Genomic DNA, 25,090 nt, shown 5'->3' with positions numbered 1-25,090 from the left:
GTTACTACTAAATAACTATATTAAATATATTCTTTATAGTTGTATATGGAGACGATATTATGTAGATTAATTCTTTTCAACATAGTTATCAACAAAATTCTTTTTCAAATTACCTTAAGTTATTTAGTGATTATAACAATTATTCACATAAATTTATAGTAGCTTCTATAAAGTGGATAACTAAGTGTAAGATTTGTTTATACCTCTTGAAAACTGTATTTTACAAAGCATTTAGGTATTTATTCACAATTTTATCCACAAATTAATCACTCAAGGAAAATTAGGACTGAAAAGCTTTATCTAATAAGGGTTTAGAGCTTATTTTAACGGAAATTAATACAATAATAATAAGTTATTAAGAAAATTATCCACAATAACATATGTGACCCATGACAAAGCTGATTATTCACCTTGTTTCAGACTCTTCAGTACAAACTGCTAAATATGCAGCAAATTCTGCTCTTGCTCAATTTGCTACTATTAGACCAAAATTATACCATTGGCCGATGATTAGAAATCTAGAATTATTGAAAGAGGTATTAAATAAAATTGACTCCAAGCACGGTATGGTTTTATACACTATTGCAGATCAAGAATTACGTAAAACATTAATGAAATTTTGCTATGAGCTAAAAATTCCGTGTATTTCGATAATAGGTAAAATTATTAAAGAAGTGTCGGCATTTTCAGGAATAGAAATAGAAAAAGAACAAAGTTATAGATATAAATTCGATAAGACCTATTTTGATACGGTTGATGCTATTGATTACGCTATTAGGCATGACGACGGGCAAATGCTTAGCGAACTAGCAGAGGCCGACGTTATTTTAATAGGACCTTCGAGAACTTCAAAAACCCCTACTTCTGTATATTTAGCCTATAACGGCTTAAAAACGGCAAATATCCCTTATGTTTATAACTGCCCTTTTCCTGATTTTTTGGAAAAAGCCACCGAGCAATTAGTGGTAGGACTCGTTATTAATCCTAATAGGCTTATTCAAATACGTGAGGCACGGATGAATCTATTACAAATTAATGAAAGTACTAACTATACGGATTTTAAAACAGTTCAAGAAGAATGTTTAGAAGTTAAAAGAATTTGTCAGCAGAAAAATTGGCCGGTAATAGACGTATCGACAAAATCAATAGAGGAAACAGCCGCCTTGATAATGAAGATATATTATAATCGAAAAAAAATTATCTATGCAAAATAAAAAATTTTCATTATTTACAACTATGAAAGCGTGCCTTATAATTTGAGTTAGATAAAGATGTGATTCCATACATACAAAAGCATCAGTATGTCATTCTAGCTAAAGGCGGGAATCCAGAAAAAACACTTAAAATAGGCAGAATTATATAAAAATTTACTATATAATTCATTTAAATATTCTCTGGATTCCCGCCTTTAGCTAGAATGACATATTAAAGACACCGGAATGACATCGAAAACTTAAAAATTAGGGGAATTATGGCAAATAACGTAACAGACAAGTCTTTTGAAGAAGAAGTATTAAAATCCGATTTACCGGTATTAATTGATTTTTGGGCAGAATGGTGTGGTCCATGTAAGATGCTAACACCGATAATAGAACAATTAAGTCAAGAATTGCAGGGTAAGGTAAAAATTCTAAAAATGGATATTGAAGAAAATCCTGAAACCCCTTCAAAATACGGCATACGTAGTATCCCAACGCTGATCCTGTTTAAAGAAGGCAAACAAGCCGATATTAAAATAGGTGCGTCGGAAAAAAAATCTATTTTAGAATGGCTTAATAAATCTATTTAATACTAATTAGCGTCATTATGTCACTTAAACATTCAAATGTATTTATAGAAATAACGGACGGTTGCATTGAAGGGATTGACACCAGAAAACGAGCACAAGGGTTAAAACACTTTTTTTTAGGCAAAGGAGATTTATTTTCTTTAAATATTCCCATATTACATGATATTAATTTTTCTTGTTATCAAGGAGAAAAAATAGCTTTTATCGGTAGTAACGGTTCCGGTAAAAGCTCTCTTCTAAAGGTAATAGCGGGAATTTACCCGTTAAAATCCGGTAAAATAAAAGTTCACGGAAATATTGCGGCGATTATTGATATGGGAGTCGGTTTTGAACCTGAACAAACGGGTCGTGAAAATATTAAAATGCTGATGCTATATAGTAATATGTTAGATAAATATAGCAAAGAGGTTGAGCAAGAAATTATAGAATTTTCCGAGCTTGGTAGTAAAATTGATTTACCGATAAAAAATTATAGTTCCGGAATGCTATCACGCCTTGCTTTTTCGGTATCAATATTTCAAAACCCTCAGATTCTTTTACTTGACGAAATTTTTGCGGCAGGTGATAATTATTTTATAGAGAAATCGCTTAGCTTGATGAAAAATAAATTTAAAAATACGCCTATTTCAATAATCGTCAGTCATCAAGAAGATATTATTAAGGATAATTGTAATAGATGTATTTTATTACAAGAGGGCAGTATTGTCGGCGACGGTGACCCGACTGAAATGTTTAAAATTTTTAATAGAGAAACTCATAAATGATAAAGTATTTTTTTTCCAAAAAATACTGGCGATCAGTAATATTATTAGTTAAGACTTCTATAGCTCGCCAAAATAAGGATTCTTTTTTGGGGTCTTTATGGAGTTTGATACAGCCTTTTGTCCATATAATGGTAATTTCTTACTTTTTTGCTTTTCTATTAAAACAGCCAAGGGAATTCATGATAATGAATTTAGTAGGAGGTATCCCTTTATGGACTTTTATAGTAAGCAGCCTAACTATCTCGTCAAATTCACTAGTAGTGCGTGACCAAATAGTTAAAAAAGTCGGAATTTCAAAAACTTTCTTTCCGGTAGCTGATAGTTTAGCACAAGTTTACAATTTAATTTGTTCATTCTCGGCGATGTATTTTGCATTTATTTTATTATTTCCGGAAAAATTTAGCTGGCAAATAATTTTTATGCCGATCCTTATATTACCGTTAATAGTTTGTGTAGTTAGCGGTTCTATTGCGGTGGCGTTTTTAACTCCTTATATCCGAGATATCCCACAGATATTAAACGTTATTTTAAGTGTGGTTTACTGGACTATTCCGATTATCTACCCATATTCTATGATACCGGAATCTAAAAAGATATTCTTTGAGCTTAATCCGTTCTTTTTGGTTATTAGACCGGCACAGTTTTTAGTAATTGAAGGAAGATTACCGGATTTAATATTAGTTATTAAATCTATTATCGTGGCATTTATTACCGTTTGTATAAGCTATCTTATCTATAAACGCTTTTCTAAAAAAGTTATTTATTATCTATGAAGCTCAGTTTTAATCTAGATTTTAACAATTTAGATTTAGAGGGTCTTAAAAAATTAGATCAGATATTTTTAAGTTTTCTTCTTGAAGGTGATAAGTCTCTATATAACGATATTTTATTTTTGCGATCTAATCCTCATAATATCCCACCAAAAGATTATTCGGATTTTTTATTAAAAATTGCCCCTTTTTTAGACGATTTTTTAGCTGAATTATTTAATATTTCTAAAGCGGTTAGTGAATTAAGACAGCGTCATAAAGAATTTGACGTAATTTATGAATGTAAAAGAAAATTCATTCAGCGTTATGCGTTAAAAAAATATCCTATCGAAAAAATAAAAGAAATTGATTTTGAGAATATTTTTACGGCGTTAACTAACCTTTTAGGAGAAAATTTTACTTCCAAAGAATTTGCCAAGCAAGTAATTAAATGGCAATTAGAGGAAGGGAAGTTTTCAAAAGAGTTAGAAATAGCAGCTAAATATGCGGCATGTAGGGTTTATGATCGATGTCATTCCCGCAAAAGCGGGAATCCAGAAAAATTAAGTCTGGATCCCCGTTTTCACGGGGATGACATAAGAGACGATGGTGTATTATTCACCACACCCCAAAAACTCGATAAAGATAACCTAATCGATCCTAAAAAAATAGCGAAATACCAAAAAAGCGTCAGAGATGGTTTTGATTATTTCGATCCTTCCGTTAATCTAAATGCCGCTTTAAATCATGCTCATTACTGCATTTACTGCCACAAGCAAGAAAAAGATTCATGTTCTAAAGGCTTTGCTCCTCCTCGCAATGACACTGAAGGCTGCCCGTTAAAACAAAAAATTTCCGAGATGAATTACGTTAAAGCACAAGGCTTTAATTTAGCGGCTCTGGCGATTATCGTTATCGATAACCCGATGGTGGCGGCGACCGGTCATAAAATTTGTAATGATTGTTCAAAAGCGTGTATTTATCAGAAGCAAGAGCCGGTAAATATTCCGTTAATTGAGTCAAATATTTTAGAGGAAACGCTTAATTTACCTTACGGGCTTGAGATATATTTACTTCTCACTCGTTGGAATCCTCTGAATATTGCTACCCCTCTGCCAAAAGAATCAACCGGCTATAATGTGTTAGTCACTGGGCTAGGACCGGCCGGTTTTAGTCTTAGCTATTATTTATTACGCTCCGGTCATAACGTGGTGGCAATAGACGGCTTAAAAATTACGCCGCTGCCGTTTGATGTTAATAAGCCTATAAAATACTGGTCGGAATATAAAAACCGATTATCCGAAAGAGTCCCGAAAGGTTTTGGCGGTGTAGCCGAATACGGCATCACTAGCAGGTGGGATAAAAATAATTTGGATATATTACGGTTAACATTAGAACGAAATAATAATTTTAAATATTACGGTGCGGTGCGTTTAGGTAGTAATATAACGTCCTCACAAGCTTTTGCATTCGGCTTTGACCATATAGCTTTTTGCAGCGGAGCAGGGCAGCCTAAAATTCCGGAAACAGATAATTTTGCTGCTAAGGGGGTTAAAACAGCTTCCGATTTTCTTATGACGTTGCAAAGTAGCGGAGCATTTTTAGAGAAATCTATTACTAATATGGTGATTAGGATGCCGATAGTGATAATTGGCGGCGGGCTTACTTCTCTCGATGCGGCAACGGAAAGTTTTTATTACTATAAAATGCAAGTAGCAAAGTTTTTTGCTAATTATGAGTTAGCGGTTAAAAAACACGGCAAAGCTTATGTTGAAAAAGCTTGGACGCCGGAAGACAGAGAAATAGCCGAGGAATTTATTAGTCATGCTAAATTATTTAAGAATGCAAAAGACTTTTACGAAGTAAGGCAAATTTTTAACAACCTTGGCGGGATTACTATTTATTATCGTGGAAGTTTACAAAATTCTCCTGCTTATAGATTAAATCACGAGGAGTTAATGCAAGCTATGGCGGTAGGTGTAAATTTTATTGAAAATATGCAGTTGCACGCTATTAACGTCGATAAATATGATTATGTAGAATCTGTAGAGTTTAGCTGTCATTCCCGCCCTCAATGTCATTCCCGCGAAGGTGGGAATCCAGAAAAAATTATACAAGTAAAAGCCAAAACCGTAATTATGGCAGTCGGCACTGAAAATGCAAAAATTGAATCACCGAAAGAAAGATATAGTTACTTTGGTGATTGTGACCCCAAATATGCCGGTAGTGTAGTTAAGGCACTTGCTAGTAGTAAAGAAGGGTATGAAGCTATCAATAAGAGGCTGGATTCCGTGGTCAAGCCGGCGTTGTTGCATAGCTCGAAAAAAGTGCCGTATGTCATTCCCGCGAAGGCGGGAATCCAGAAAAAACACTTAAAACAAGCAAAATTATATAAAAATTTACTATATAATTCGCTTAAATACTCTCTGGATTCCCGCCTTCGCGGGAATGACATCAAAAATTCGAGCCATGCAACAGTGCCGGTCAAGCTACGGAATGACAAACTTTTTAGATTAGAAGATTGTAAAGGATTTTTTGCTAAGCTTGATTATCTACTAAATAGCAAAATTGAAAAAATAAATATTTTATCGGATAAAATAGTTGAGTTGGTAATTCATTCGCCGCTAGCTGTGCAAAATTTTAAGCCGGGGCAATTTTTCCGCCTACAAAATTATTCGGATGACGTAACCAAATTAATGGAGCCGTTAGCTCTTACCGGTGCATATGTTGATTTGGAGAAAAATTTAATTTATTTGATAATTCTTGAAAGCGGTCAATCTAGTAATTTATGTAGATATCTCTCTGTAGGTGAAGCTGTGGCTTTGATGGGACCGACCGGCACACCGACCGAAATATTGAAAGATAGTAATATGGTGCTAGTCGGCGGCGGACTCGGTAATGCGGTTTTACTAAGTATCGGTCAAGCTTTGAAGAAAAATAATTGCCGAATTACCTATTTTGCCGGTTATAAGAAATTAGCCGATAGATTTTATGCAGAAAAAATTGAAGAAATAGCAGATAAAGTAGTTTGGTGTTATGAGGAAGAGCAAAAATGTCATTCCCGCACAGGCAGGAATCTATGCATTAAAGGCACTGTAATAGACGGCATTAAATACATGCAAACACAAGGAGAAGATTTTTTTCAAATAGATAGGGTACTAGCTATTGGCTCTGCTGAGATGATGGAAGCGGTAAGTAATATAAAGAATGAAGTATTTGGTGAAAATGTCGAGTTAATTGTTAGCGTTAATGCTTCAATGCAATGTATGATGAAAGGAATTTGCGGGCAGTGCGTGCAAAAAGTTAAAGGAGATAAAAGTTATATTTTTGCCTGTAGTTGCCAAGATCAAAACGCTGAGATAATTGATTTTCCGAGCCTAAAAAACCGATTACGTCAGAATGCCGTACAAGAAAAGTTACAAAAATTAAAATAGACTTCTCTATTTCTTTTGCATTTAGAATAGCAGGTTAAAACATGTTCTATGTTATTCCCGTGAGGTATTAGCGTTGATACATGGCTCGAATTTTTAATGTCATTCCCGCGAAAGCGGGAATCCAGAGAATATTTAAACGAACTATATAGTAAATTTTTATATAATTTTGCTTATTTTAAGTGTTTTTTCTGGATTCCCGCCTTCGCGGGAATGACATATAGCACTTTTCTTGATCCATGCAACAACGTCGTCCAGCCCCCTATATACTAAATTATGTACGGGATTTTTCATGAACAATTTGACCGTCTTTAGTAAGTAGCATTTGTTGCACTAATTCATCGTCGATATTAAAATTACCGTCCTGAAATGCATAATTTAATAAATTATATAAATTCTTAGAATATAATTTAGAAGCATCAGTCGTGACCTTGCCGGCTAAATTTGATAGTCCTATTATCGTAACGCCGTTTTTAACAATAATTTGATCGAGTTTTGAACCTTCAACATTGCCGCCGGTAGAAGTTGCAATATCAACAATTACTGAGCCGTATTTCATGGAAGCAACCATTTGTTCCGTGACTAATATAGGTGCTTTTTTTCCCGGAATTTGTGCCGTAGTAATAACTATATCGTAATTTTTAATTATTTTTGCTAAAAATTCTTCTTGTTTAACTTTGTCATCACTTGACGCTTCAGAAGCATATCCTGATTTATCTTGCAAATCATTACTTAGCTCCGGTGAGACAAATTTTGCCCCCAGACTTTCTACCTGCTCTTTTGTGGCTGTTCGCACATCATAGCCGGCAACGGCACTACCAAGCCTTTTAGCGGTGGCGATAGCTTGCAATCCTGCAACGCCGATGCCGAGTACCAGCGTTTTACACGGCGTGATTGTGCCGGCTGCCGTCATCATCATCGGGAAGCCCCTAGTGAATGATAACTTGCTTCGATTACGGCTCTATAACCCGCTAAATTACTTTGAGATGATAAAGCATCCATATTTTGTGCTTTAGTAATTCGAGGTACTAACTCCATAGCAATACCGATCAGATTTTTTTTGGCTAATTGCGTAATATAATCACGATTTAAATAAGGAGATAATAGCCCGATAATAATTGTGTTTGGTTTGGCAAATACTAATTCACTATATTTATCAGTTAAAGGCGACGGCTGTACTTTTAATATAATGTCGGCATCTGAAATAATCTCAAGAGGAACTGCCGAAATTTTTGCTCCGACATCGCTATAGTCTTTATCTAAAAAACCGGCAAGTAAACCAATATCTTTTTCCACTACAACCAAAAAGCCTTTTTTAACCAAAAGCCCTGCTACTTCAGGGGTAATAGCGGTGCGTGTTTCATTCTCGGCTCTTTCTTTCAAGGCAGCAATTTTAGCGGTAATTTTCATAAAATATTTAAGTTTTAATTATGTATTGGATTGTGTATTGTAAAATAAAACACCCAAATATCAAAATGAAAAAACTATTTTCTTTAATTATTCTTTGTTTCTTGGTGGGTGTATCTACCGCAAGTGCCGTAAATAACGAAGCTATTTTGCAATTTAAAACGTATTTACGTGAAATAAAATCTGTAGCCATAGATTTTACTCAAGAAGATTCGCACGGCAATAAAGCCGAAGGAAAATTATTAATAAATAAGCCTCATAAATTTCGTTGTAATTATTATCCACCTTTTCCACTCGTTATTATCGGCAATAAAAATTACGTATCGATATATGATTATGATATGCAACAAGCAAGCCGAGTTAAGACGGCTGAAAATATATTTAATTTTTTGCTAGAAGATAAAGAAGGGTTTGACAAGCATTTCACTTTTAAATCGGCAATAGATAAAGACAATATTTTTAAAATTACTATTTATCATAGTTTAACGGAACGCCGTAGCGAGATCACTTTTAATAAATCTACAAAACAGCTGCAAATGATGAAAATATTTGAAGACGGCAATATTATTACTATTACATTCAATAAAATCGTTAAAGTACAAAAATTTGCCGATGATTTGTTTAAGCTAAGAAGCCCTGAAATATTCGGTCCGCCGGAACGATTAGATAAATCTGCAATAGAAAAAAAATATATTAGCGTTGTTAGTTAGTACTTGTTTCTTTAAACAAAACAAGTTATGTTATTTATGCTAGCGGTGGGCATTGGTTTTATTCAGGTGGTCAGGTTCGAAAGAAAGCAGCCAAAGTAAGATTTAGTGGGTCACTGCTAGTATTTCAAGAATTGGTCGGGATTCATTCCTGCGTAGTATACTAAATTGTTATTGCACCGGAGTCGTTGGCGTTGTTGCGTGGCTCGAATTTTTGCAAAGCGTACACGGTGTCATGCCGGTATTGTTGCATGGATCAAAAAAAGTGCTATATGTCATTCCTGCGAAAGCAGGAATCCAGAGAATATTTAAGCGAATTATATAGTAAATTTTTATATAATTTTGCTTATTTTAAGTGTTTTTTCTGGATTCCTGCTTTCGCAGGAATGACATCGAAAATTCGAGCCATGCAACAACGCCAATGTCTCCTTGCGATGACGTTTGGGCAATTCGTACAATGAATGAAGTTGCGTACACAATACCAAAAAGTTTTAACTGTGAAATCATCCGTTCAATATATTCCTTTTGCTAGAAAATATCGTCCTAGCAACTTCTTTGAGCTGCAAGGGCAAGAAATATTAGTAAAAATTTTAAGCCATACTATTCTCAATAATCGTCTTGCTCAAGGTTACCTTTTAACCGGTATTCGAGGAGTCGGTAAAACTAGTTCTGCACGTATTATTGCCAAAACCGTTAACTGCACCGCCTTAATTACCGAAGGCATAAATATTAGAACATGCGAGCTATGCTCAAATTGCATAAGCTTTAATAACCATAATCACCCTGATATAATCGAAATTGATGCCGCAAGTCGCACTAGTGTTGAGGATATACGTAAAGTAATAGAATCGGCTGAATATAAACCTTTGCTCTCGCAATATAAAATCTTCATTATCGATGAAGTGCATATGCTTTCTAAAGGTGCTTTTAACGCACTACTTAAAACTTTAGAAGAGCCGCCGCCTCATATAATATTTATTTTTGCGACCACCGAGGCACAAAAAATTCCTTCTACTATTATCTCAAGATGCCAAAGATATGATTTAAGAAGGCTAACATTTGAGGAAATTTTCAATTTACTTACCTTTATTTCAGATAAGGAAAGTTTAAAGGTAGAGCCTGCCGCTTTAAAAATAATTGCTGCTAAATCCGATGGGTCAGCAAGAGATGCGGTTTCTATTTTAGATCAAGCTGCCGGTATGTCGGCAAAGTCGGACGGTTTAATCACTTGTCAAATGATTAACCAAATACTTGGGTTAGTCGATATTGCCGTTATCATAGAATTTTTTAATTACGTAATTAATAGAGACGTAACAAGTGCCATTGCCTTAGTGGATAAACTTTATATGTCTTCCGCTAATCTTGAAATTTTTATTGAATCGGTAGCGGATTTTATAGCTTATCTTAATAAGGTAAAAATGCTACCTAATTATAGCCTGCCAATATATGAATCTTTTAGCGAAATTAAAGATATTTTAGCTAAAATTAGTTTCTTGCGTTTATCGGTTCTTTGGCAGATATATAGCAAAGCTATTCAGGAAGTTAAAATTTCCTATAATCAATTAACTGAAACGGAGATGCTAGTAATAAAATCTATTTATTCCCAATCTTTGCCGTCGATGGAGGAGCTAGCAAGCGTTAGCACCCCTGTTAGTACCCAGGTGCCTCAGGTTAAAGAGGATTATAAAATTATAGATTTTCTTAAATATCTCCATCAAAGTAATGAAATGGAAATATATTATTTATTATTAAATGAAGTTGAAATAAAAAGTTTTGCTAATAATAAACTAAGAATCGTCGGTCCTAATATTACGAGCAAAGCAAAACAACAAATTAGCGAATTGCTATTTAGTTGGAGCAAAGAAAAATTTGAGGTGCTAGTTACTAAACAGTTAGAAATTCAAAATTTAAAAAGTCAATTAACTAATAAAATAGAAGCAAGTAAAGATTTAGAATTAATTAAAAAACATTTTCCTAGTTCGATAATTTCGGATATATTGCTTAAAAATTAAAGATATAGTCTATCAGCCATTCATTTTCAGGAGTATAAATATATGGTAAATATTAATCAGTTTTTTAAACAAGCTCAAGCAATGCAAAAGAAAATGCAGGAAGCTCAAGAGCAGATGGCAAATACTAAATATACCGGTAAGGCAGGCGGCGGGCTTGTAGAAATAGTTGCAACAGGGCGTGGGGAAATTGAGAAAGTTTTAATAGATGCATCTTTATTAAAGGAAGAAGAAAAAGAAATTTTAGAGGATTTAATCAAGGTTGCTATTAACGATGCAAAGCAAAAATGTGATCAGGATTCTCAGAATTCTTTATCAGGTGCTTTAATGGCTTAAATTTACCGCCCGGCTTTAAAATGCCGTTTTAAGCAAAAATACTTTGTTTTTACCTGATAGTTTTAATATTGCCAATTCTTGGCAGCTTTGTTGCATGGATCGAATTTTTGCAAAGCGTACGGTGTCATTCTAGTTCCTTGATCACGGCATCCAGTCTTTTTATTAAGGTTTTTTCTGGATACCGTGGTCAAGCCACGGTATGACACCATACTTGTAATAACCATAATACGGTAAATTATGATCCATGCAACTACTATTCTTGGCTTAGAAAATCGATCTTCCGCCTTTTTTACTAAAGCCGATATGAGCTTGCTCAAGTTTTTTAATCAGCTTGGGGGAATATGATTTTACATCACGCGGTTTACCGCCTTCATATTTTTTAGCTAAATCCATTCCTCCCCTTATCATGTTATAAGCAAAGTTCATTTTTTTTGTTTCGCCTGCTATTCTTTTGGGATTCATAAACATATAAATTTGATAAACAGCGAAGCTTTTAATCAATCGTTTTAAATTTATTCTAGATTCCTTGCTAATGCCTTGCAATTTATCTTTTGAATTGGCAAGTCCTTTGGTAGCATCCTGGACAAGCTTAGAATGTTGTTGCATTAAATAATTACTTACATCGGCAACATTTTTATTAATAAGTTTCTCACTAATTTTAAAGTTGACATTTTTTGTCCTGCCAAAATACTTACGAATCAATAAAATAATTTGTGATTGTAATTTAGTTAAATCCATAGTTTGTTCATTTAAAAGTGCTAGTATCTGTTCGATATCTTGCTCAAATTGCTCATTCTGGCTAAGTTCTTCAAAGATTTTTTCCGCCTCTTCGGATTCAAGTTCATATTCATCGCTAATGCCTACTAAAGCTTCTTTTATTTGCTCAGCGAGTTTTTTAACTTCTTCCGGATTTTTTTTAACTTCTGCCATATTTATCTTTATTAGCTATAATTAAACTTATAGTAATATTTTATTTAAGCATGTCTACAAAAAACCGTCAATTATAATTATTATAATATATTTATTGAAAGATATAAGTGGGAAGAGTTGTGATTTATGTCATTCCTGTGGTAGGCGTGTTGTTGTGTGGCTCGAAAAATGGTTTCAATGTCATACCGTGGCTTGACCGCATAACTGTTGAAAGTGAGAAAGTAATAATTAAGTTATTACAATTTTTTACTACTAGAGAAAGAAATACTAATAATATTACGACATTATTAGTAGTAATTTTTACCTCATATAAAGAATATTTTATGATGCTCTTTCTCACTTTCAATAGTTATGGGCTTGACCGGCGTTGTTGCATAGATCGAATTTTTGATGTCATTCCCGCGAAAGCGGGAATCCAGAGAATATTTAAGCGAATTATATAGTAAATTTTTATATAATTTTGCTTATTTTAAGTGTTTTTCTAGATTCCCGCTTTTAGCTAGAATGACATATAGCACTTTTTTAGAACCATGCAACAACCCGCTATGCCAGGCGAGGGATGGTAACCCCGTAACTGTTACTAATTTCTTCTATTACCTAAAAATTTAAGCAAATATAGGAACAGATTAATAAAATCTAAATATAGGTTAAACGCTGCCATAATAGACATTTTTTGCCCTAATTCATCATTACCAGCCATAAAATACATGGACTTAATTTTTTGCGTATCCCAGGCGATTAACCCCATAAATACCACAACTCCGACGATAGAAGTAGCAAAACTTATTGCTGAGCTTTGCAAAAACATATTGACTAATGATACAAGAATAAGTCCTATAAGCCCCATAGCACAAAAAGACCCAAGCGACGTTAAATCTTTATTTGTGTTATAACCGTACAAACTCATTCCGCCAAAAACCGATGCACAAATAAAGAAAGTGCGAGCTATTGATTCGCCGGTATAGATAAGGCTTAAATAAGAAAGCGACATACCGGTTAAAGCGGCATAAACCCAAAACAGCGTTTGTGCCGTTTGCAGACTCATCTTGCCAAAACCCATAAAAAAGTATAAGGCAATGCCTAAAGGGGCAAACATTATGATGGTGCCGAAACCGGTTTGAAACATCAAATTAGCAAGAGGCTCATATGAAACGGTGGCAATCGCCGCTACTCCTGTTAACAAAAGAGCTAAAGCCATGTAGTTATAAACTTTCAACATGTATTTTCTAAGCCCTTCATCGAAAGACTTATTTTTTGATGAAACCGTAAAAGTTTTCGTGTAATCTAACATAAACAAACCTACTTAAAAATTAAGTTATTATTTCTAATATAATATAACCCTTTAAAGGCTCTTTTTCAAGTAATAATTAATCTAATTTAATTTTATGTTAAAAATTGTTTACAGCAGAAAAAGATGTAGTTATTTTAGCATTAATTATGTATACAACATATATACGCCTCTGTGGTGGAACGGTAGACACGGTAGACTCAAAATCTACTGCCCTAAAGGCGTGCTGGTTCAAGTCCGGTCAGAGGCACCACTATTTTAAACTAATTTAGAGTTAAGTCGTTATCCGGTGATAAATAAATTTTATAGTAGGATTATTATCGGTAAAAGGTTAATAATTAAATAAAATGTTCTTGTGTAACTCCCTATATTTCGTATATAGATAATATTAAAGTATAAACTTAAAGCTTCTTATGAAATTAATAAAATTACTGAGTATTCTTTTTATTATCGGTTTTTCCTTAAGTGGTTGTAAAAGCAAAAAAACGGATAACGATGTAGTAACTCCTGTCGAAGAGCTTTACAACGGCGGTGTTGCTTTATTGCAAGAACAAAAATATCTAAAAGCTTCTGAGGAATTCGGTAAGGTTTTTTATCAGCATCCGGGTAATGAATTTACTCCTCGGGCTGAGTTAATGCAGGCCTATTCCTTGTTTTTAGCTTCTCAATACGATGAAGCGATTGACGTGCTTGATGTTTTTATTACGCTGCATCCGGCTAACGAAGATATTGCTTATGCCTATTACCTTAAGGCATTATCATATTATATGCTAATCTCGAACGTAAGCCTTGATCAATCGAGAACTTTTTTAGCTAAAAAAAGTTTTGAGGACGTAATTTTAAAATTCCCTAAAACCAAATATGCTATTGACGCGTCTTTAAAAATTGATTTAGTAAATGATCATTTAGCCGGCAAGGAAATAGCCGTCGGGCGTTATTACCTAAATGAAAAAAACCCGATAGCGGCGATTAATAGATTTCAGCAAGTCGTAGATAATTATCAAACTACGTCTCATACTGCGGAAGCACTTTATCGCCTCGTTGAAAGCTATATAATGCTTGGATTACCTGATGAAGCTAAAAAATATGCTTCGGTACTCGGTTATAATTATCCGAATAGCCAGTGGTATTCTTACGCCTATAAATTAATTAAAGGCTCTTTAGGCGGGTAAATTATGCTGGAGAGTCTTTCAGTTAAAAATTTTATTCTGATAGACGAACTAGATATTGAGTTTAAAAAAGGTTTATGTGTTATTACCGGTGAAACAGGGGCAGGTAAATCTATTTTACTCGATGCTATTTTATTTTGTTTGGGTTACTCTTCCGGTAATGTAATAAAGCACGGCAAAGATTACGCTGTTGTTAACTTAGTTTTTTCTTTAACTGAAGAAGTAAAAAATTTTTTGGCACAAGCATTTATTAAACATGACGACATACTGCTTATTAAATGCACACAGACACCGAATAATCGAAAAATTTTTTTCATTAATGACCAAGTAGTTAACAAAACTACTATGCAACAATTAGCGAATCATTTACTAGAGCTTCACGGACAAAATAATAATACTTCTCTGTTAGACCTCTCCACCCATTTAGATATCTTAGATAATTACGCCGGGCTTTTAGCGGCACGTTTAGAGCTTGCTAAATGTTTTTATGATTGGCAAAATATCCTCAAAGAAATTGCTAAAATCACCGCAGAAAAAAATTCTATAGATCAAGAAATTGATTATTTAACTTTTGTAATTGAAGAATTAACAAAGCTTGATGTGATAATCGGCGAAGAAGAAAAGCTAGTAAATATCAGGCAAAATTTACAAAGTCGTGATAAAGAATTGCAGTTAATTAAAGATATTTCCGAACAAATTAATAATCCTGAAATAAACGGTGCAATTAGCAAGGCGGAGAGATTGCTTGCACGCTCTACGACTCACCAAAGTGAAAAATTTGCAAATATTGCGGCAAATCTAGAAGCAGCCTATTCTAATTTAGAAGAAGCTAGAGAAAAATTAGCCGCCATTGCCGATAATTTTAATCAAAATGAACATAATCTTGACGAAATAGAAGAAAGATTATAAATAGAAGAAAGATTATTTTTAATAAAGGCAACTGCCCGCAAATATCATGTTCGTCCTGATGAGATAGGAGCGTTTTTAGATAAATCAATAGGACAATTAAATATATTGAAAAATAAAGTAGCAAGTGCCGAAGAATTAAATATAAAACAGTTTGCTAAGCAAGCAGAATATTATAATATAGCACAAAATATATCGGCTAAACGCCGTGTTGCTGCCGAAAGCCTTGAAAAAATAGTACAAAAAGAGCTGGGGCAGCTTAAAATGAAAAAAGCAATTTTTAAGATAGATATAGCTGCCAAAAGCGATCTGGCAGCTACGGGGCTTGATAATATTAGTTTTATGGCGTCTACTAATCCCGGGATGAGTATTGCACCGATTAATAAAATTGCTTCCGGCGGAGAGTTGTCAAGATTTATGTTGGCTTTGAAAACATCTTTATTTGATAAGCAAATAAAACCCACTATTATATTTGATGAAATAGATACAGGAATCGGCGGAGAAGTTGCCGATAAAGTTGGAGAGCGACTAAAAAATTTGGGATCGATTGCACAAGTGATAGTTATAACTCATCAGCCGCAAATAGCGGGTAAAGCCGATCATCATATTATGGTCAACAAATTACAATTAGAAAAAAGGACGGAAGTTACGGTAAAAATTTTGAATATTTTAGAAAGACAACAAGAGCTGGCACGCATGATCTCAGGACGCTCTATTACGGATGCTAGTTTGATGGCTGCGAAGGAGTTGTTAGCGTAAGGTTGTATTGGCGTTGCTGTATGGTGCTAAAAAAGTGCCGTATGTCATTCCCGCGAAGGCGGGAATCCAGAAAAAAATATTTTTAAGTCATCCTGAATTTATTTTACAACTGTCCGAAGTTCTAGAAAGGAAAAGAGTTCTTGAACCTTGATTGGGCATTTTGGTATAAAAATATAACATCAAAAATAGAAATTGCCGCCACTTTTCTCTACTTATTTTCTAACTTCGGACAGTTGTAAATTTATTTCAGGATCTATTAATGAGATGCTGAAACAAGTTCAGCATGACAAAAAAAGCCTGGATTCCCGCCTTCGCGGGAATGACACAGCACTTTTTTCGATCCATGCGGGCAATGCTTCGCAGGAAGACCGTTATGGCACAACCCTCAAAATCAACAGAGGATCATTTATGAATAATTATACAAAACTAGAAAATGAATTTTTAAAAATCTCGTATATTAATAATGCACTTGCTATACTTTATTGGGATATAGCAACTAATATGCCGACCGGATCGATAGAAAGTCGTACTAATGAAATAGTAACTTTAACTTCGTTAGTACATGGGATGCTAAAATCTGATGAGCTAAGTGACTTAGTCGGTAGAGCTAAAGAAGAAATAAAGGAGTTGAATAATTGGCAAGTAGCCAATATTAGAGAGATAGAGAGAAATATATTAGATGCGAATTGCATCGATGATGAATTGCAGAAGAAAATTGTTGCCGCTACTACCGAATGTGAATTAGTTTGGCGAAAAGCACGAGTAAATAATGACTATAATCTGTTTAAACCGCATTTGCAAAAAGTACTTAATTATACGAAAGAAATAGCTAAAGCACGAGCTAGCGTATTTAATTGCGGAATGTATGATGCCTTAATCGATATGTACGATCCGAATAGAGCAAGTGCCGAAATTAAAGAAATTTATAAGGTATTAAAGACAAATATTCCGGAATTAATAAATAAGGTTGTAGAAAAACAAAAAAGTGAAGAAATAATAGTAAGCAGCAATAAAATAAGCGTAGAGATACAAAAAAATATCGGCAAGCGTATTATGGAAATAATGCAGCTTGACCTTACTAAAGCACGGCTTGATGAGTCAGTGCATCCGTTTTGCGGCGGTACTTCGGATGATGTGCGGCTAACAACGAGATATGAGGAGGATAATTTTATTTCCGGATTAATGGGAATTATCCACGAAACGGGGCATGCTTTATATGAGCAGAATTTACCGAGTCTGTATAAAAATCAACCGGTAGGGAATGCAAAAGGTATGGCTTTTCATGAAAGTCAATCTTTATTTATGGAAATGCAGGTAGCAAAGTCAAAAGAATTTATAGAATTTCTGGCTAAACTTTTAAGAGATGAGTTTGCTTTTAAAGGATCGGAATATTCTGCCGACAATCTTTATAAAAAAGTAACAAGGGTTAAACCGGATTTTATAAGAGTCGATGCCGATGAAGTAACTTATCCAATGCATGTAATATTAAGGTTTGAGCTTGAAGAGTTGCTTATAGAAGGTGATTTAAACCTTGATGAATTGCCGAGCTATTGGGATACTAAAATGCAAGAATATTTAAATATTAAACCGCAAGCGGTTAGCCCGGATATTGCATGAGATATAGGAGACAAAATCCTCGTAAAGCTGTATAATACTGGTATTTCATTAGAATAATACAAAGGATTTTGTCATGACAAATTGTATAGCATATAGTTACCAGTTTTCCAAAGTAAAAAATCGGACAATAGAGATAAATTTCACTGGAGGTGATATTAGTAGCGATGGAGGTGTGTTGTTATTAAGAGAAGCAGATAAAAGGCTTGGTATAACAGAGGAGCTTGCTAAAATATTTCCTGATAGACGAGATGGTAGTAAAATTACCCATAATATGGCAACAATGCTGAGGCAACGAATTTATGGTATTGCATTAGGTTATGAAGATTTAAATGACCACAATTATCTACGAAAATGTCCTGCTATGCAAACAGCTATGGAAACAATTGATGATATGGCAAGTAGTTCTACCTTATGTCGTATAGAAAACAATGCTGATAGACACTTTGCAATTAAAGTGCATGAACTAATGCTTGATAAATTTATTAAGTCTCATAAAATAGTACCAAAGCAGCTAATACTTGATTTTGATGCTACGGATGATGAAATTCATGGGCAACAGGAAGGTAAGTTTTATCATGGTTATTACGGTCATAATTGCTTTTTACCTTTGTATGTTTTTTGTGGAAAGCATCTGTTAGTTAGTTATCTTAGGACGTCAAAGCAGGATCAAGCAAAACATTCTTGGGCAATATTATCATTGTTAGTAAAACGTTTTCGCCAAGCTTGGCCAGAGGTAAAGATTATTTTTCGTGGTGATAGTGGATTTTGTCGTCATCAGATGTTTGATTGGTGTGATATTCATAATATAAAATATATTGTAGGAATGCCCCAAAATAACAGACTAAATGAGTTACTGAAACCTACAATGGAGAAGTCAAAAGCAGCATTTATTATAACCCAAGAAAAGCAACGTCTTTTTAGTGAGTTTCCATATAAGGCTGGTAGTTGGAGTCATGAACGTAGAATAATTGGTAAGGCAGAAATGACAATGCTTGGAGAAAATCCAAGGTATATAGTAACTAATTTATCAGATAAACCTGAAGATTTATACGACAAAGTTTACTGTGGTCGTGGTGATATGGAAAACCGTATAAAAGAGCAACAACTAGAATTATTTGCAGATCGTACTTCTTGTCATAGATGGTGGGCTAATCAGCTCAGAATGATTTTATCGGGTCTTGCATACACTTTAGTAGAATATATCAGAGGTAATTTATTACAAGGTAGTGCATTAGCAAAAGCACAAATAGGTACAATACGTTTAAAATTATTAAAAATTGGGGTAGTAATTATCCGTAATACTAGGCGTATTAAGTTTTTGTTATCTTCATCATATCCTTACCGACAGGTATGGAATCATGTGATGAAGAAATTAGCATTAGAATAACCTAGATTAGCACTGTTCCCGGTGCTTAGAAAAAATGGGGTAAGGGGCATTACATCTAAAATTTGAAAATAACGGCTTCAAAGCACTTTTTGGCAAAATTTTTACAAAAGTATCATTGCTAATATTATAAATTACTCAATTTCTTACTTTAAATCTCACTTCATGCAATATCCGGGTTAGCAAAGGTTGTATGCAGGACATCCATTGGTCACATGGAAGTTTTGGCTATTTTCCTGCTTATACTAACGGGGCAATTATCGCTTCGATGCTAATGAAAAAAGCACAAGAAACGCATAAAGAGATTAAGCACGATATTTTGAAGGGCGAATTTGGTAATTTAAATAAATTTTTAAATAGTAATATTAGAAATTTCGGTTCGTTAAAAAATTCTAATGATTTGTTAAAAGGTGCGACAGGTGAAGAAAAAATTAAAAACCTAAAAAGAGAAAATTACAAAATATGGCGTTAAAATACAAGCGGGTTTTGCTTAAAGTTTCAGGTGAGGCCTTGATGGGAGAAAAACAATTCGGTCACGAATATAGCGTAATAAGAAAAATTGCCGAAGATATTAAAGAGGTTATTGATTTAGGTGCAGAAGTTTGTATTGTAGTCGGCGGCGGCAATATTTATCGCGGTATTAATGCCGCTTTTGTCGGTATGGAAAGAGCCTCGGCCGATTATATCGGGATGCTTGGGACGGTCATTAATGCCTTGACTCTGCAAAACATCATGGAAAGCTTAAATATTTACACCAGAGTATTATCGGCAATTCCTATGATGAGTGTATGCGAGCCGTATATTCGTCGTCGGGCAAAAAGGCATATGGAAAAAGGGCGAGTAGTAATTTTTGCCGGCGGTACCGGTAATCCGTTTTGTACAACCGACAGTGCAGCAGTGCTTCGGGCAATCGAAATGAATTGCGATATTTTAATGAAAGCAACGCAAGTTGATGGGGTATATGATTCCGATCCGAAAAAAAACCCTGCGGCTAAAAAATATTTCACTATTAGCTATAAAGATGTTATAACTAATAACCTACAAGTTATGGATATAGCAGCCATTGCGGTTGCTAGAGAGAATAAGTTACCTATAAAAGTATTTTCTATAAAAGAACAAGGAAATTTTGCTAAAGTAATACAAGGCAAAGGTGAGTATACGACCATAGAAGAAAGGTAGTATACTGGTTCGTGAATTTAGGATTGTCATACCGTGGCTTGCACCTGTGTTGTTGCATGGCTCTAAAAAAGTGCTATATGTCATTCTAGCTAAAGGCGGGAATCCAGAGAATATTTAAGCACATTATATAGTAAATTTTTATATAATTTTGCTTATTTTAAGTGTTTTTTCTGGATTCCCGCCTTCGCGGGAATGACATCAAAAAATCGATCCATGCAACAACGCCTGCAGTGGTGAGCAATGACGATTCTGGTAACCACGCAGCAATGCCTATATCAAATAAAAATTAAATGTACGGATAAAATATTATGGATAAAGCAACTCTTAAGAAAGATTTACAAGAACGGATGGAAAAAGCTTTAAAAGTTTTAGACCACGAACTTAAAGGGCTTAGAACGGGTCGTGCTTCAGTTAATTTACTCGATAGCGTAGTAGTGGAAGCTTATGGCGATAGGATGCCATTATCTCAAATATCAAGCCTGTCAACACCTGATGCAAGGACAATTACAGTACAAGTGTGGGATAAAGAAATGGTAAAGCCCATAGAGAAAGCAATTACTGAAGCTAATCTCGGTTTAACTCCTGCAGCCGACGGGCAATTAATTAGGTTAGCTATTCCAAGCTTAACGGAAGAACGTCGTAAAGAGCTGGCAAAGCTTGCTCATAAATACGGTGAAACTACTAAAATTTCTTTACGTAACATTCGCAGGGACGGAAATGAAGAATTAAAGAAATTGGAAAAAGATAACATCATTGCAAAAGACGAACATCATAATTTATCTGAAGAAGTACAGAAACTAACCGATGAATTTAGTAATAAGGTAGATACACAAGTAAAACAAAAAGAGCAGGAAATATTGACAGTTTGATAGGGTATGTTTTAGTTATTGTGTCATACCGTGGGCTTGTACTTGGTGTTGTTGTATGGATACCCCAAACGTCATTGCGAGCGACTGTAGGCATTGCTGCATGGCTCTGAAAAAGTGCCGTATGTCATTCTAGCTAAAGGCGGGAATCCAGAAAAAACACTTAAAATAAGCAAAATTATATAAAAATTTACTATATAATTCGCTTAAATATTTTCTAGATTCCCGCCTTTAGCTAGAATGACATCAAAAATTCTATCCACGCAAAAAATAAAACTAAGGGTATGTAAGTAAAATGATCACACAAGAAGAAGTACAAAAAATAGCGAAGTTAGCAAGGCTAAAATGTGAAGGAGAAAAAATAGTCGAATTTACGGATCAGTTAAGTAAAATTATGGATATGATTGATATCTTAAATGAAATTGATTGTGAAGATGCTAAACCTTTAACCTCGGTTTGTGATATGACTGCTAGAACCAGAAAAGATGAAGTAACCTCTGCAGATATTTTAGACGAGTTATTTAATAATATCCCGGAAGAGCAAGCGGAGCTTGCTCGTGAAGTAAAATATTTTATTGTTCCAAAAGTCGTTGAGTAAATTATGTCAGAACTAACTAAATTAACCATAGCAAATGCTTTAAAAGGTTTAAAAAATAAAGAATTCTCAAGTCAAGAATTAGTTAATTCTCATATCAAGCAGATAGAAAAGCATAAAAATTTAAATGCTTATGTTACTGAAACTTTTGATATAGCTTTGCAGTCTGCTAAAATCGCCGATCAAAATTACGGTAAAAATGCAGTAAGACCGCTTGAAGGGATACCTATTGCCGTAAAGGATTTATTTTGTACTAAGGGCGTACGAACTACTGCTTGCTCTAAAATTCTTAGTAATTTTGTACCTAATTACGAATCTACCGTTACGCAAAATATTTTTGATAAAGGCGGGATTATGCTAGGTAAAACCAATATGGACGAGTTTGCTATGGGTTCCGCCAATATTAATAGTTATTTCGGTAATGTTATTAGTCCCTGGAAAGCTAAAGGTGACAATGCCGATTTAGTACCGGGCGGGTCATCAGGCGGATCGGCTGCGGCAGTGAGTGCATTCTTAGCTATGGCGGCTTTGGGTAGCGATACCGGCGGGTCGGTACGTCAACCCGCTAGTTTTACCGGTCTTGTAGGCTTTAAGCCGACTTACGGGCGTTGCTCAAGATACGGTATGGTTTCTTTTGCTAGTTCCCTTGATCAAGCCGGTATACTTACCAGAAGCGTTGAAGATAGTGCTTTGATGCTTGAGGTAATGATGGGATTTGATGAGAAAGATTCAACTTCAATTCAAGCTGAAGTGCCAAAATTAATTCCTGCTTGCGGTGCTTCTATCAAAAACATAAAAATAGGCGTGCCTTTGAACCTTACGGAAGATAATATAATAGAGCCGGATATTATGAAAATGTGGCATAATGCAATTGACTTATTAAAAAGTGAAGGTGCTGAGATTGTTGATATCTCTCTGCCATATGCTAAATATGCCATTGCCGTTTATTATGTAATAGCACCGGCCGAAGCCTCTTCAAATTTGGCAAGGTATGACGGAGTTAGATATGGTTTTAGAGTAGAAGAGAAAAATATGACTCTTGATCAAATGTATGAGATGACTAGGACAGCCGGATTTGGCGACGAAGTAAAGCGTCGTATTATGATCGGGACATACGTACTTTCTTCAGCTTTTATGGATGCTTATTACTTGAAAGCTCAAAAAATACGCAGGTTAGTTCTTAATGATTTTAAAAATGCTTTTATGGATGTTGACGCTATTTTGCTACCTTCTACACCGACGGAAGCCTTTAAAATCGGTGAAAAACAAGATAACCCTACCACTATGTATATAAATGACTTATTTACCATCCCTGCAAGCCTTGCCGGTTTACCGTGCGTTTCCGTTCCGGCTGCTTTATCAAGTAGAGGGCTGCCTTTAGGTATGCAAATAGTCGGTAAACATCTTGATGAATATAATATTTTAAAAGTAGCTTCTGCCATTGAAAAAGGCATGAAAAATATCAATTTTACACCGGAAGGTTTCTAGTGGCACATATTGAAGGTAATACAGGTAAATGGGAATATGTAATCGGGCTTGAAATCCATGCTCAAATTTCTTCAGAGTCAAAACTTTTTTCCGGTAGCTCAACAAAATTTGCGGCAGCTCCTAATTCACAAGTTTCTTTTATTGATGCCGCAATGCCCGGGATGCTACCGGTATTAAATGAATATTGCGTGCATCAAGCAATTAAAACCGGTCTTGGGTTAAAAGCTCGTGTTAACCGTTATTCGGTATTTGATCGGAAAAATTATTTTTATGCCGATTTACCGCAAGGTTATCAAATTTCCCAATTTTATCATCCGATAGTGCAGGAGGGTAGCCTAGATATCGTAACCGAAGAGGGAGGGGCTAAAACTGTTAGGATTAATCGCCTGCATTTGGAGCAAGATGCCGGTAAGTCAATGCATGACCAATCGCCTTATTATAGTTTTATTGATCTAAACAGGGCAGGGATCGGCTTAATGGAGATAGTAACCGAGCCGGATTTATCATCGCCTGACGAGGCAGCGGAGTTTGTTAAGAAGCTGAGAAGCTTATTGCGTTATATAGGTAGTTGCGACGGTGATATGGAAAAAGGCTCCATGCGCTGTGACGCCAATATATCGGTAAGGCATAGCGGTGAGCCTTTAGGGACAAGATGCGAGATTAAAAATATTAATTCGATTCGTAATATTATCAGGGCTATCGAGTATGAAGCGGTAAGGCAAGTAAAGTTAATTGAGAGCGGTGAGGCGGTAATTCAGGAAACAAGGTTATTTAATGCCAATATCGGCGAGACAAGAACGATGCGTTTAAAGGAAGAATCGCATGACTATAGATATTTTCCCGATCCTGATTTGTTACCGGTTATTATATCGCAAGAATTAATAGATAAATTAGCTGCCGACTTACCGGAGCTTCCGGATCAGAAAATTGAGAAATATATCAATAAGTTCGGTTTAAGCAAATATGATGCGGAAGTAATCGTTGCCGATGAATCGGTAGCTAATTATTTTGAGATAGCTGCCAATTTATGTAGTCCTAAGATTCTTGTTAATTGGTTGACGAGTGAATTATTTGGGCAGTTAAATAAAGCTTCTATTAGCATCAAGGAGTGTAAAATTACGCCGGAGAATTTTGCTAAATTAATTAAATTAATAGAAGATGACGTTATTTCCGGAAAAATCGCCAAAACAGTTTTTGAAGTTATGTTTGCAAGCGGGCAGCCGGCGGATAAAATAATAGAGGAACAAGGCTTAGTACAAGTGTCGGATGCAAATATACTTACTTCTATAATAGATGAAATATTAGCTGAAAATATGGACTCTGTTGAATCATATAGAAGCGGTAAAGATAAATTACTCGGTTTCTTTGTCGGTCAAGTGATGAAAAAAACAGAAGGAAAAGCAAATCCGTCACTGGTGAATCAGCTGTTGAAAGAGAAATTAAAAGAGTAAGATCGTCTAGATGTTATTCTTGCCTATCCTATGTCTCACGGGGCGTTTTGTGTGGCTTTAAAAAAGTGCTATATGTCATTCCCGCGAAGGCGGGAATCTAGAATATTTAAACGAATTATATAGTAAATTTTTATATAATTTTGCCTATTTTAAGTGTTTTTTCTGGATTCCCGCCTTCGCGGGAAGGCGTTGTTGCGTAGATCATAATTTACCGTATTATGGTTATTACAAGTACGGTGTCATACCGTGACTTGACCACGGTATCC

General features: G+C 34.9%; 16 protein-coding genes, 1 tRNA gene, 1 other RNA gene and 5 pseudogenes. 20 read left to right on the top strand and 3 right to left on the bottom strand.

What is annotated here, in order from left to right; translation table 11 throughout:
- Positions 1–389 precede the first annotated feature (389 nt).
- The 5 genes from AAGD48_RS10570 (at position 390) to AAGD48_RS10550 (ending at position 6,736) form a co-directional block, all read left to right on the top strand.
- The gene (locus AAGD48_RS10570) at positions 390–1,214 is read left to right on the top strand and encodes a pyruvate, water dikinase regulatory protein (RefSeq protein ID WP_341789947.1); all 825 of its coding nucleotides are present in this window, start codon (positions 390–392) and stop codon (positions 1,212–1,214) included.
- A 257-nt stretch (positions 1,215–1,471) separates the two neighbouring features.
- Positions 1,472–1,789 (top strand): thioredoxin, encoded by a 318-nt coding sequence (gene trxA, locus AAGD48_RS10565; protein WP_341789946.1) that lies wholly within the window; start codon positions 1,472–1,474, stop codon positions 1,787–1,789.
- Positions 1,790–1,806: 17 nt separating this feature from the next.
- The gene (locus tag AAGD48_RS10560) at positions 1,807–2,553 is read left to right on the top strand and encodes an ABC transporter ATP-binding protein (RefSeq protein WP_341789945.1); all 747 of its coding nucleotides are present in this window, start codon (positions 1,807–1,809) and stop codon (positions 2,551–2,553) included.
- Entirely contained in the window at positions 2,550–3,326 is a 777-nt protein-coding gene (locus tag AAGD48_RS10555; protein WP_341789944.1) for an ABC transporter permease, read from the top strand. The genes AAGD48_RS10560 and AAGD48_RS10555 overlap by 4 nt, the downstream gene beginning before the upstream one ends.
- Positions 3,323–6,736 (top strand): FAD-dependent oxidoreductase, encoded by a 3,414-nt coding sequence (locus AAGD48_RS10550; protein ID WP_341789943.1) that lies wholly within the window; start codon positions 3,323–3,325, stop codon positions 6,734–6,736. The genes AAGD48_RS10555 and AAGD48_RS10550 overlap by 4 nt, the downstream gene beginning before the upstream one ends.
- A 271-nt stretch (positions 6,737–7,007) precedes the next feature.
- Here AAGD48_RS10550 and AAGD48_RS10545 read toward each other — a convergent pair.
- Positions 7,008–8,143, bottom strand: a pseudogene (locus AAGD48_RS10545) (NAD(P) transhydrogenase subunit alpha).
- Between the two features lie 65 nt (positions 8,144–8,208).
- Here AAGD48_RS10545 and AAGD48_RS10540 point away from each other — a divergent pair.
- From AAGD48_RS10540 to AAGD48_RS10525, 4 genes and pseudogenes are all read left to right on the top strand, one after another.
- Positions 8,209–8,850: an outer membrane lipoprotein carrier protein LolA gene (locus AAGD48_RS10540; protein WP_341789942.1), complete on the top strand. Its 642-nt coding sequence runs from the start codon at positions 8,209–8,211 to the stop codon at positions 8,848–8,850.
- Between the two features lie 34 nt (positions 8,851–8,884).
- An RNA gene (gene ffs / locus AAGD48_RS10535) (signal recognition particle sRNA small type) lies at positions 8,885–8,978 on the top strand.
- Positions 8,979–9,308: 330 nt separating this feature from the next.
- Positions 9,309–10,859 (top strand): DNA polymerase III subunit gamma/tau, encoded by a 1,551-nt coding sequence (dnaX, locus tag AAGD48_RS10530; protein ID WP_341789941.1) that lies wholly within the window; start codon positions 9,309–9,311, stop codon positions 10,857–10,859.
- Between the two features lie 42 nt (positions 10,860–10,901).
- Positions 10,902–11,224, top strand: a pseudogene (locus AAGD48_RS10525) (YbaB/EbfC family nucleoid-associated protein).
- Positions 11,225–11,456: 232 nt separating this feature from the next.
- Here AAGD48_RS10525 and AAGD48_RS10520 read toward each other — a convergent pair.
- Positions 11,457–12,122 (bottom strand): DUF5394 family protein, encoded by a 666-nt coding sequence (locus AAGD48_RS10520; protein WP_341789940.1) that lies wholly within the window; start codon positions 12,120–12,122, stop codon positions 11,457–11,459.
- A 580-nt stretch (positions 12,123–12,702) separates the two neighbouring features.
- Positions 12,703–13,413 (bottom strand): Bax inhibitor-1/YccA family protein, encoded by a 711-nt coding sequence (locus tag AAGD48_RS10515; protein WP_341789939.1) that lies wholly within the window; start codon positions 13,411–13,413, stop codon positions 12,703–12,705.
- Between the two features lie 165 nt (positions 13,414–13,578).
- Between AAGD48_RS10515 and AAGD48_RS10510 the strand changes: the two genes are divergently transcribed.
- The 11 genes and pseudogenes from AAGD48_RS10510 (at position 13,579) to gatB (ending at position 24,824) form a co-directional block, all read left to right on the top strand.
- Positions 13,579–13,663 (top strand) — tRNA-Leu (locus AAGD48_RS10510).
- Between the two features lie 160 nt (positions 13,664–13,823).
- Complete coding sequence (locus AAGD48_RS10505; RefSeq protein ID WP_341789938.1) at positions 13,824–14,582, top strand: outer membrane protein assembly factor BamD; 759 nt, start codon at positions 13,824–13,826, stop codon at positions 14,580–14,582.
- A 3-nt stretch (positions 14,583–14,585) separates the two neighbouring features.
- Positions 14,586–16,244: pseudogene (gene recN, locus AAGD48_RS10500) on the top strand (DNA repair protein RecN).
- A gap of 408 nt (positions 16,245–16,652) precedes the next feature.
- Positions 16,653–17,846: pseudogene (locus AAGD48_RS10495) on the top strand (carboxypeptidase M32); the annotation flags it as partial.
- 88 nt (positions 17,847–17,934) lie between these two features.
- A complete protein-coding gene (locus tag AAGD48_RS10490; RefSeq protein WP_341789277.1) occupies positions 17,935–19,248 on the top strand; it encodes an IS1380 family transposase in 1,314 nt (437 codons plus the stop codon).
- Positions 19,249–19,417: 169 nt separating this feature from the next.
- A pseudogene (locus tag AAGD48_RS10485) lies at positions 19,418–19,717 on the top strand (hypothetical protein); the annotation flags it as partial.
- Positions 19,708–20,424: a UMP kinase gene (pyrH, locus tag AAGD48_RS10480; protein WP_341789937.1), complete on the top strand. Its 717-nt coding sequence runs from the start codon at positions 19,708–19,710 to the stop codon at positions 20,422–20,424. The pseudogene AAGD48_RS10485 and the gene pyrH, both read left to right, overlap by 10 nt.
- Positions 20,425–20,732: 308 nt before the next feature.
- The gene (gene frr / locus AAGD48_RS10475; protein WP_341789936.1) at positions 20,733–21,293 is read left to right on the top strand and encodes a ribosome recycling factor; all 561 of its coding nucleotides are present in this window, start codon (positions 20,733–20,735) and stop codon (positions 21,291–21,293) included.
- Between the two features lie 292 nt (positions 21,294–21,585).
- The gene (gene gatC / locus AAGD48_RS10470) at positions 21,586–21,888 is read left to right on the top strand and encodes an Asp-tRNA(Asn)/Glu-tRNA(Gln) amidotransferase subunit GatC (RefSeq protein ID WP_341789935.1); all 303 of its coding nucleotides are present in this window, start codon (positions 21,586–21,588) and stop codon (positions 21,886–21,888) included.
- A gap of 3 nt (positions 21,889–21,891) precedes the next feature.
- On the top strand, positions 21,892–23,373 hold the full coding sequence (gene gatA / locus AAGD48_RS10465; protein ID WP_341789934.1) for an Asp-tRNA(Asn)/Glu-tRNA(Gln) amidotransferase subunit GatA: 1,482 nt from the start codon (positions 21,892–21,894) through the stop codon (positions 23,371–23,373).
- Positions 23,373–24,824, top strand: coding sequence for an Asp-tRNA(Asn)/Glu-tRNA(Gln) amidotransferase subunit GatB (gene gatB / locus AAGD48_RS10460; RefSeq protein ID WP_341789933.1), 1,452 nt, complete (start codon positions 23,373–23,375; stop codon positions 24,822–24,824). Before gatA ends, gatB begins: the two co-directional genes overlap by 1 nt.
- Positions 24,825–25,090 lie beyond the last annotated feature (266 nt).

This window comes from Rickettsia endosymbiont of Polydrusus tereticollis, assembly GCF_964026385.1.
GTDB lineage: Bacteria > Pseudomonadota > Alphaproteobacteria > Rickettsiales > Rickettsiaceae > Rickettsia.
The sequence above is the reverse complement of the archived record's forward strand: the minus strand, read 5'-3'. Positions and strand labels throughout refer to the sequence as shown.

What these genes read in the sequence shown, in the direction of transcription:
- AAGD48_RS10520 (WP_341789940.1), bottom strand. Translation starts at nt 12,122, where the DNA reads ATGGCAGAAGTTAAAAAAAATCCGGAAGAAGTTAAAAAACTCGCTGAG.
- AAGD48_RS10555 (WP_341789944.1), top strand. Translation starts at nt 2,550, where the DNA reads ATGATAAAGTATTTTTTTTCCAAAAAATACTGGCGATCAGTAATATTA.
- AAGD48_RS10560 (WP_341789945.1), top strand. Translation starts at nt 1,807, where the DNA reads ATGTCACTTAAACATTCAAATGTATTTATAGAAATAACGGACGGTTGC.
- gatC (WP_341789935.1), top strand. Translation starts at nt 21,586, where the DNA reads ATGATCACACAAGAAGAAGTACAAAAAATAGCGAAGTTAGCAAGGCTA.
- dnaX (WP_341789941.1), top strand. Translation starts at nt 9,309, where the DNA reads ATGAAGTTGCGTACACAATACCAAAAAGTTTTAACTGTGAAATCATCC.
- AAGD48_RS10540 (WP_341789942.1), top strand. Translation starts at nt 8,209, where the DNA reads ATGAAAAAACTATTTTCTTTAATTATTCTTTGTTTCTTGGTGGGTGTA.
- pyrH (WP_341789937.1), top strand. Translation starts at nt 19,708, where the DNA reads ATGGCGTTAAAATACAAGCGGGTTTTGCTTAAAGTTTCAGGTGAGGCC.
- AAGD48_RS10570 (WP_341789947.1), top strand. Translation starts at nt 390, where the DNA reads ATGACAAAGCTGATTATTCACCTTGTTTCAGACTCTTCAGTACAAACT.
- AAGD48_RS10490 (WP_341789277.1), top strand. Translation starts at nt 17,935, where the DNA reads ATGACAAATTGTATAGCATATAGTTACCAGTTTTCCAAAGTAAAAAAT.
- AAGD48_RS10550 (WP_341789943.1), top strand. Translation starts at nt 3,323, where the DNA reads ATGAAGCTCAGTTTTAATCTAGATTTTAACAATTTAGATTTAGAGGGT.
- frr (WP_341789936.1), top strand. Translation starts at nt 20,733, where the DNA reads ATGGATAAAGCAACTCTTAAGAAAGATTTACAAGAACGGATGGAAAAA.
- gatA (WP_341789934.1), top strand. Translation starts at nt 21,892, where the DNA reads ATGTCAGAACTAACTAAATTAACCATAGCAAATGCTTTAAAAGGTTTA.
- AAGD48_RS10505 (WP_341789938.1), top strand. Translation starts at nt 13,824, where the DNA reads ATGAAATTAATAAAATTACTGAGTATTCTTTTTATTATCGGTTTTTCC.
- trxA (WP_341789946.1), top strand. Translation starts at nt 1,472, where the DNA reads ATGGCAAATAACGTAACAGACAAGTCTTTTGAAGAAGAAGTATTAAAA.
- AAGD48_RS10515 (WP_341789939.1), bottom strand. Translation starts at nt 13,413, where the DNA reads ATGTTAGATTACACGAAAACTTTTACGGTTTCATCAAAAAATAAGTCT.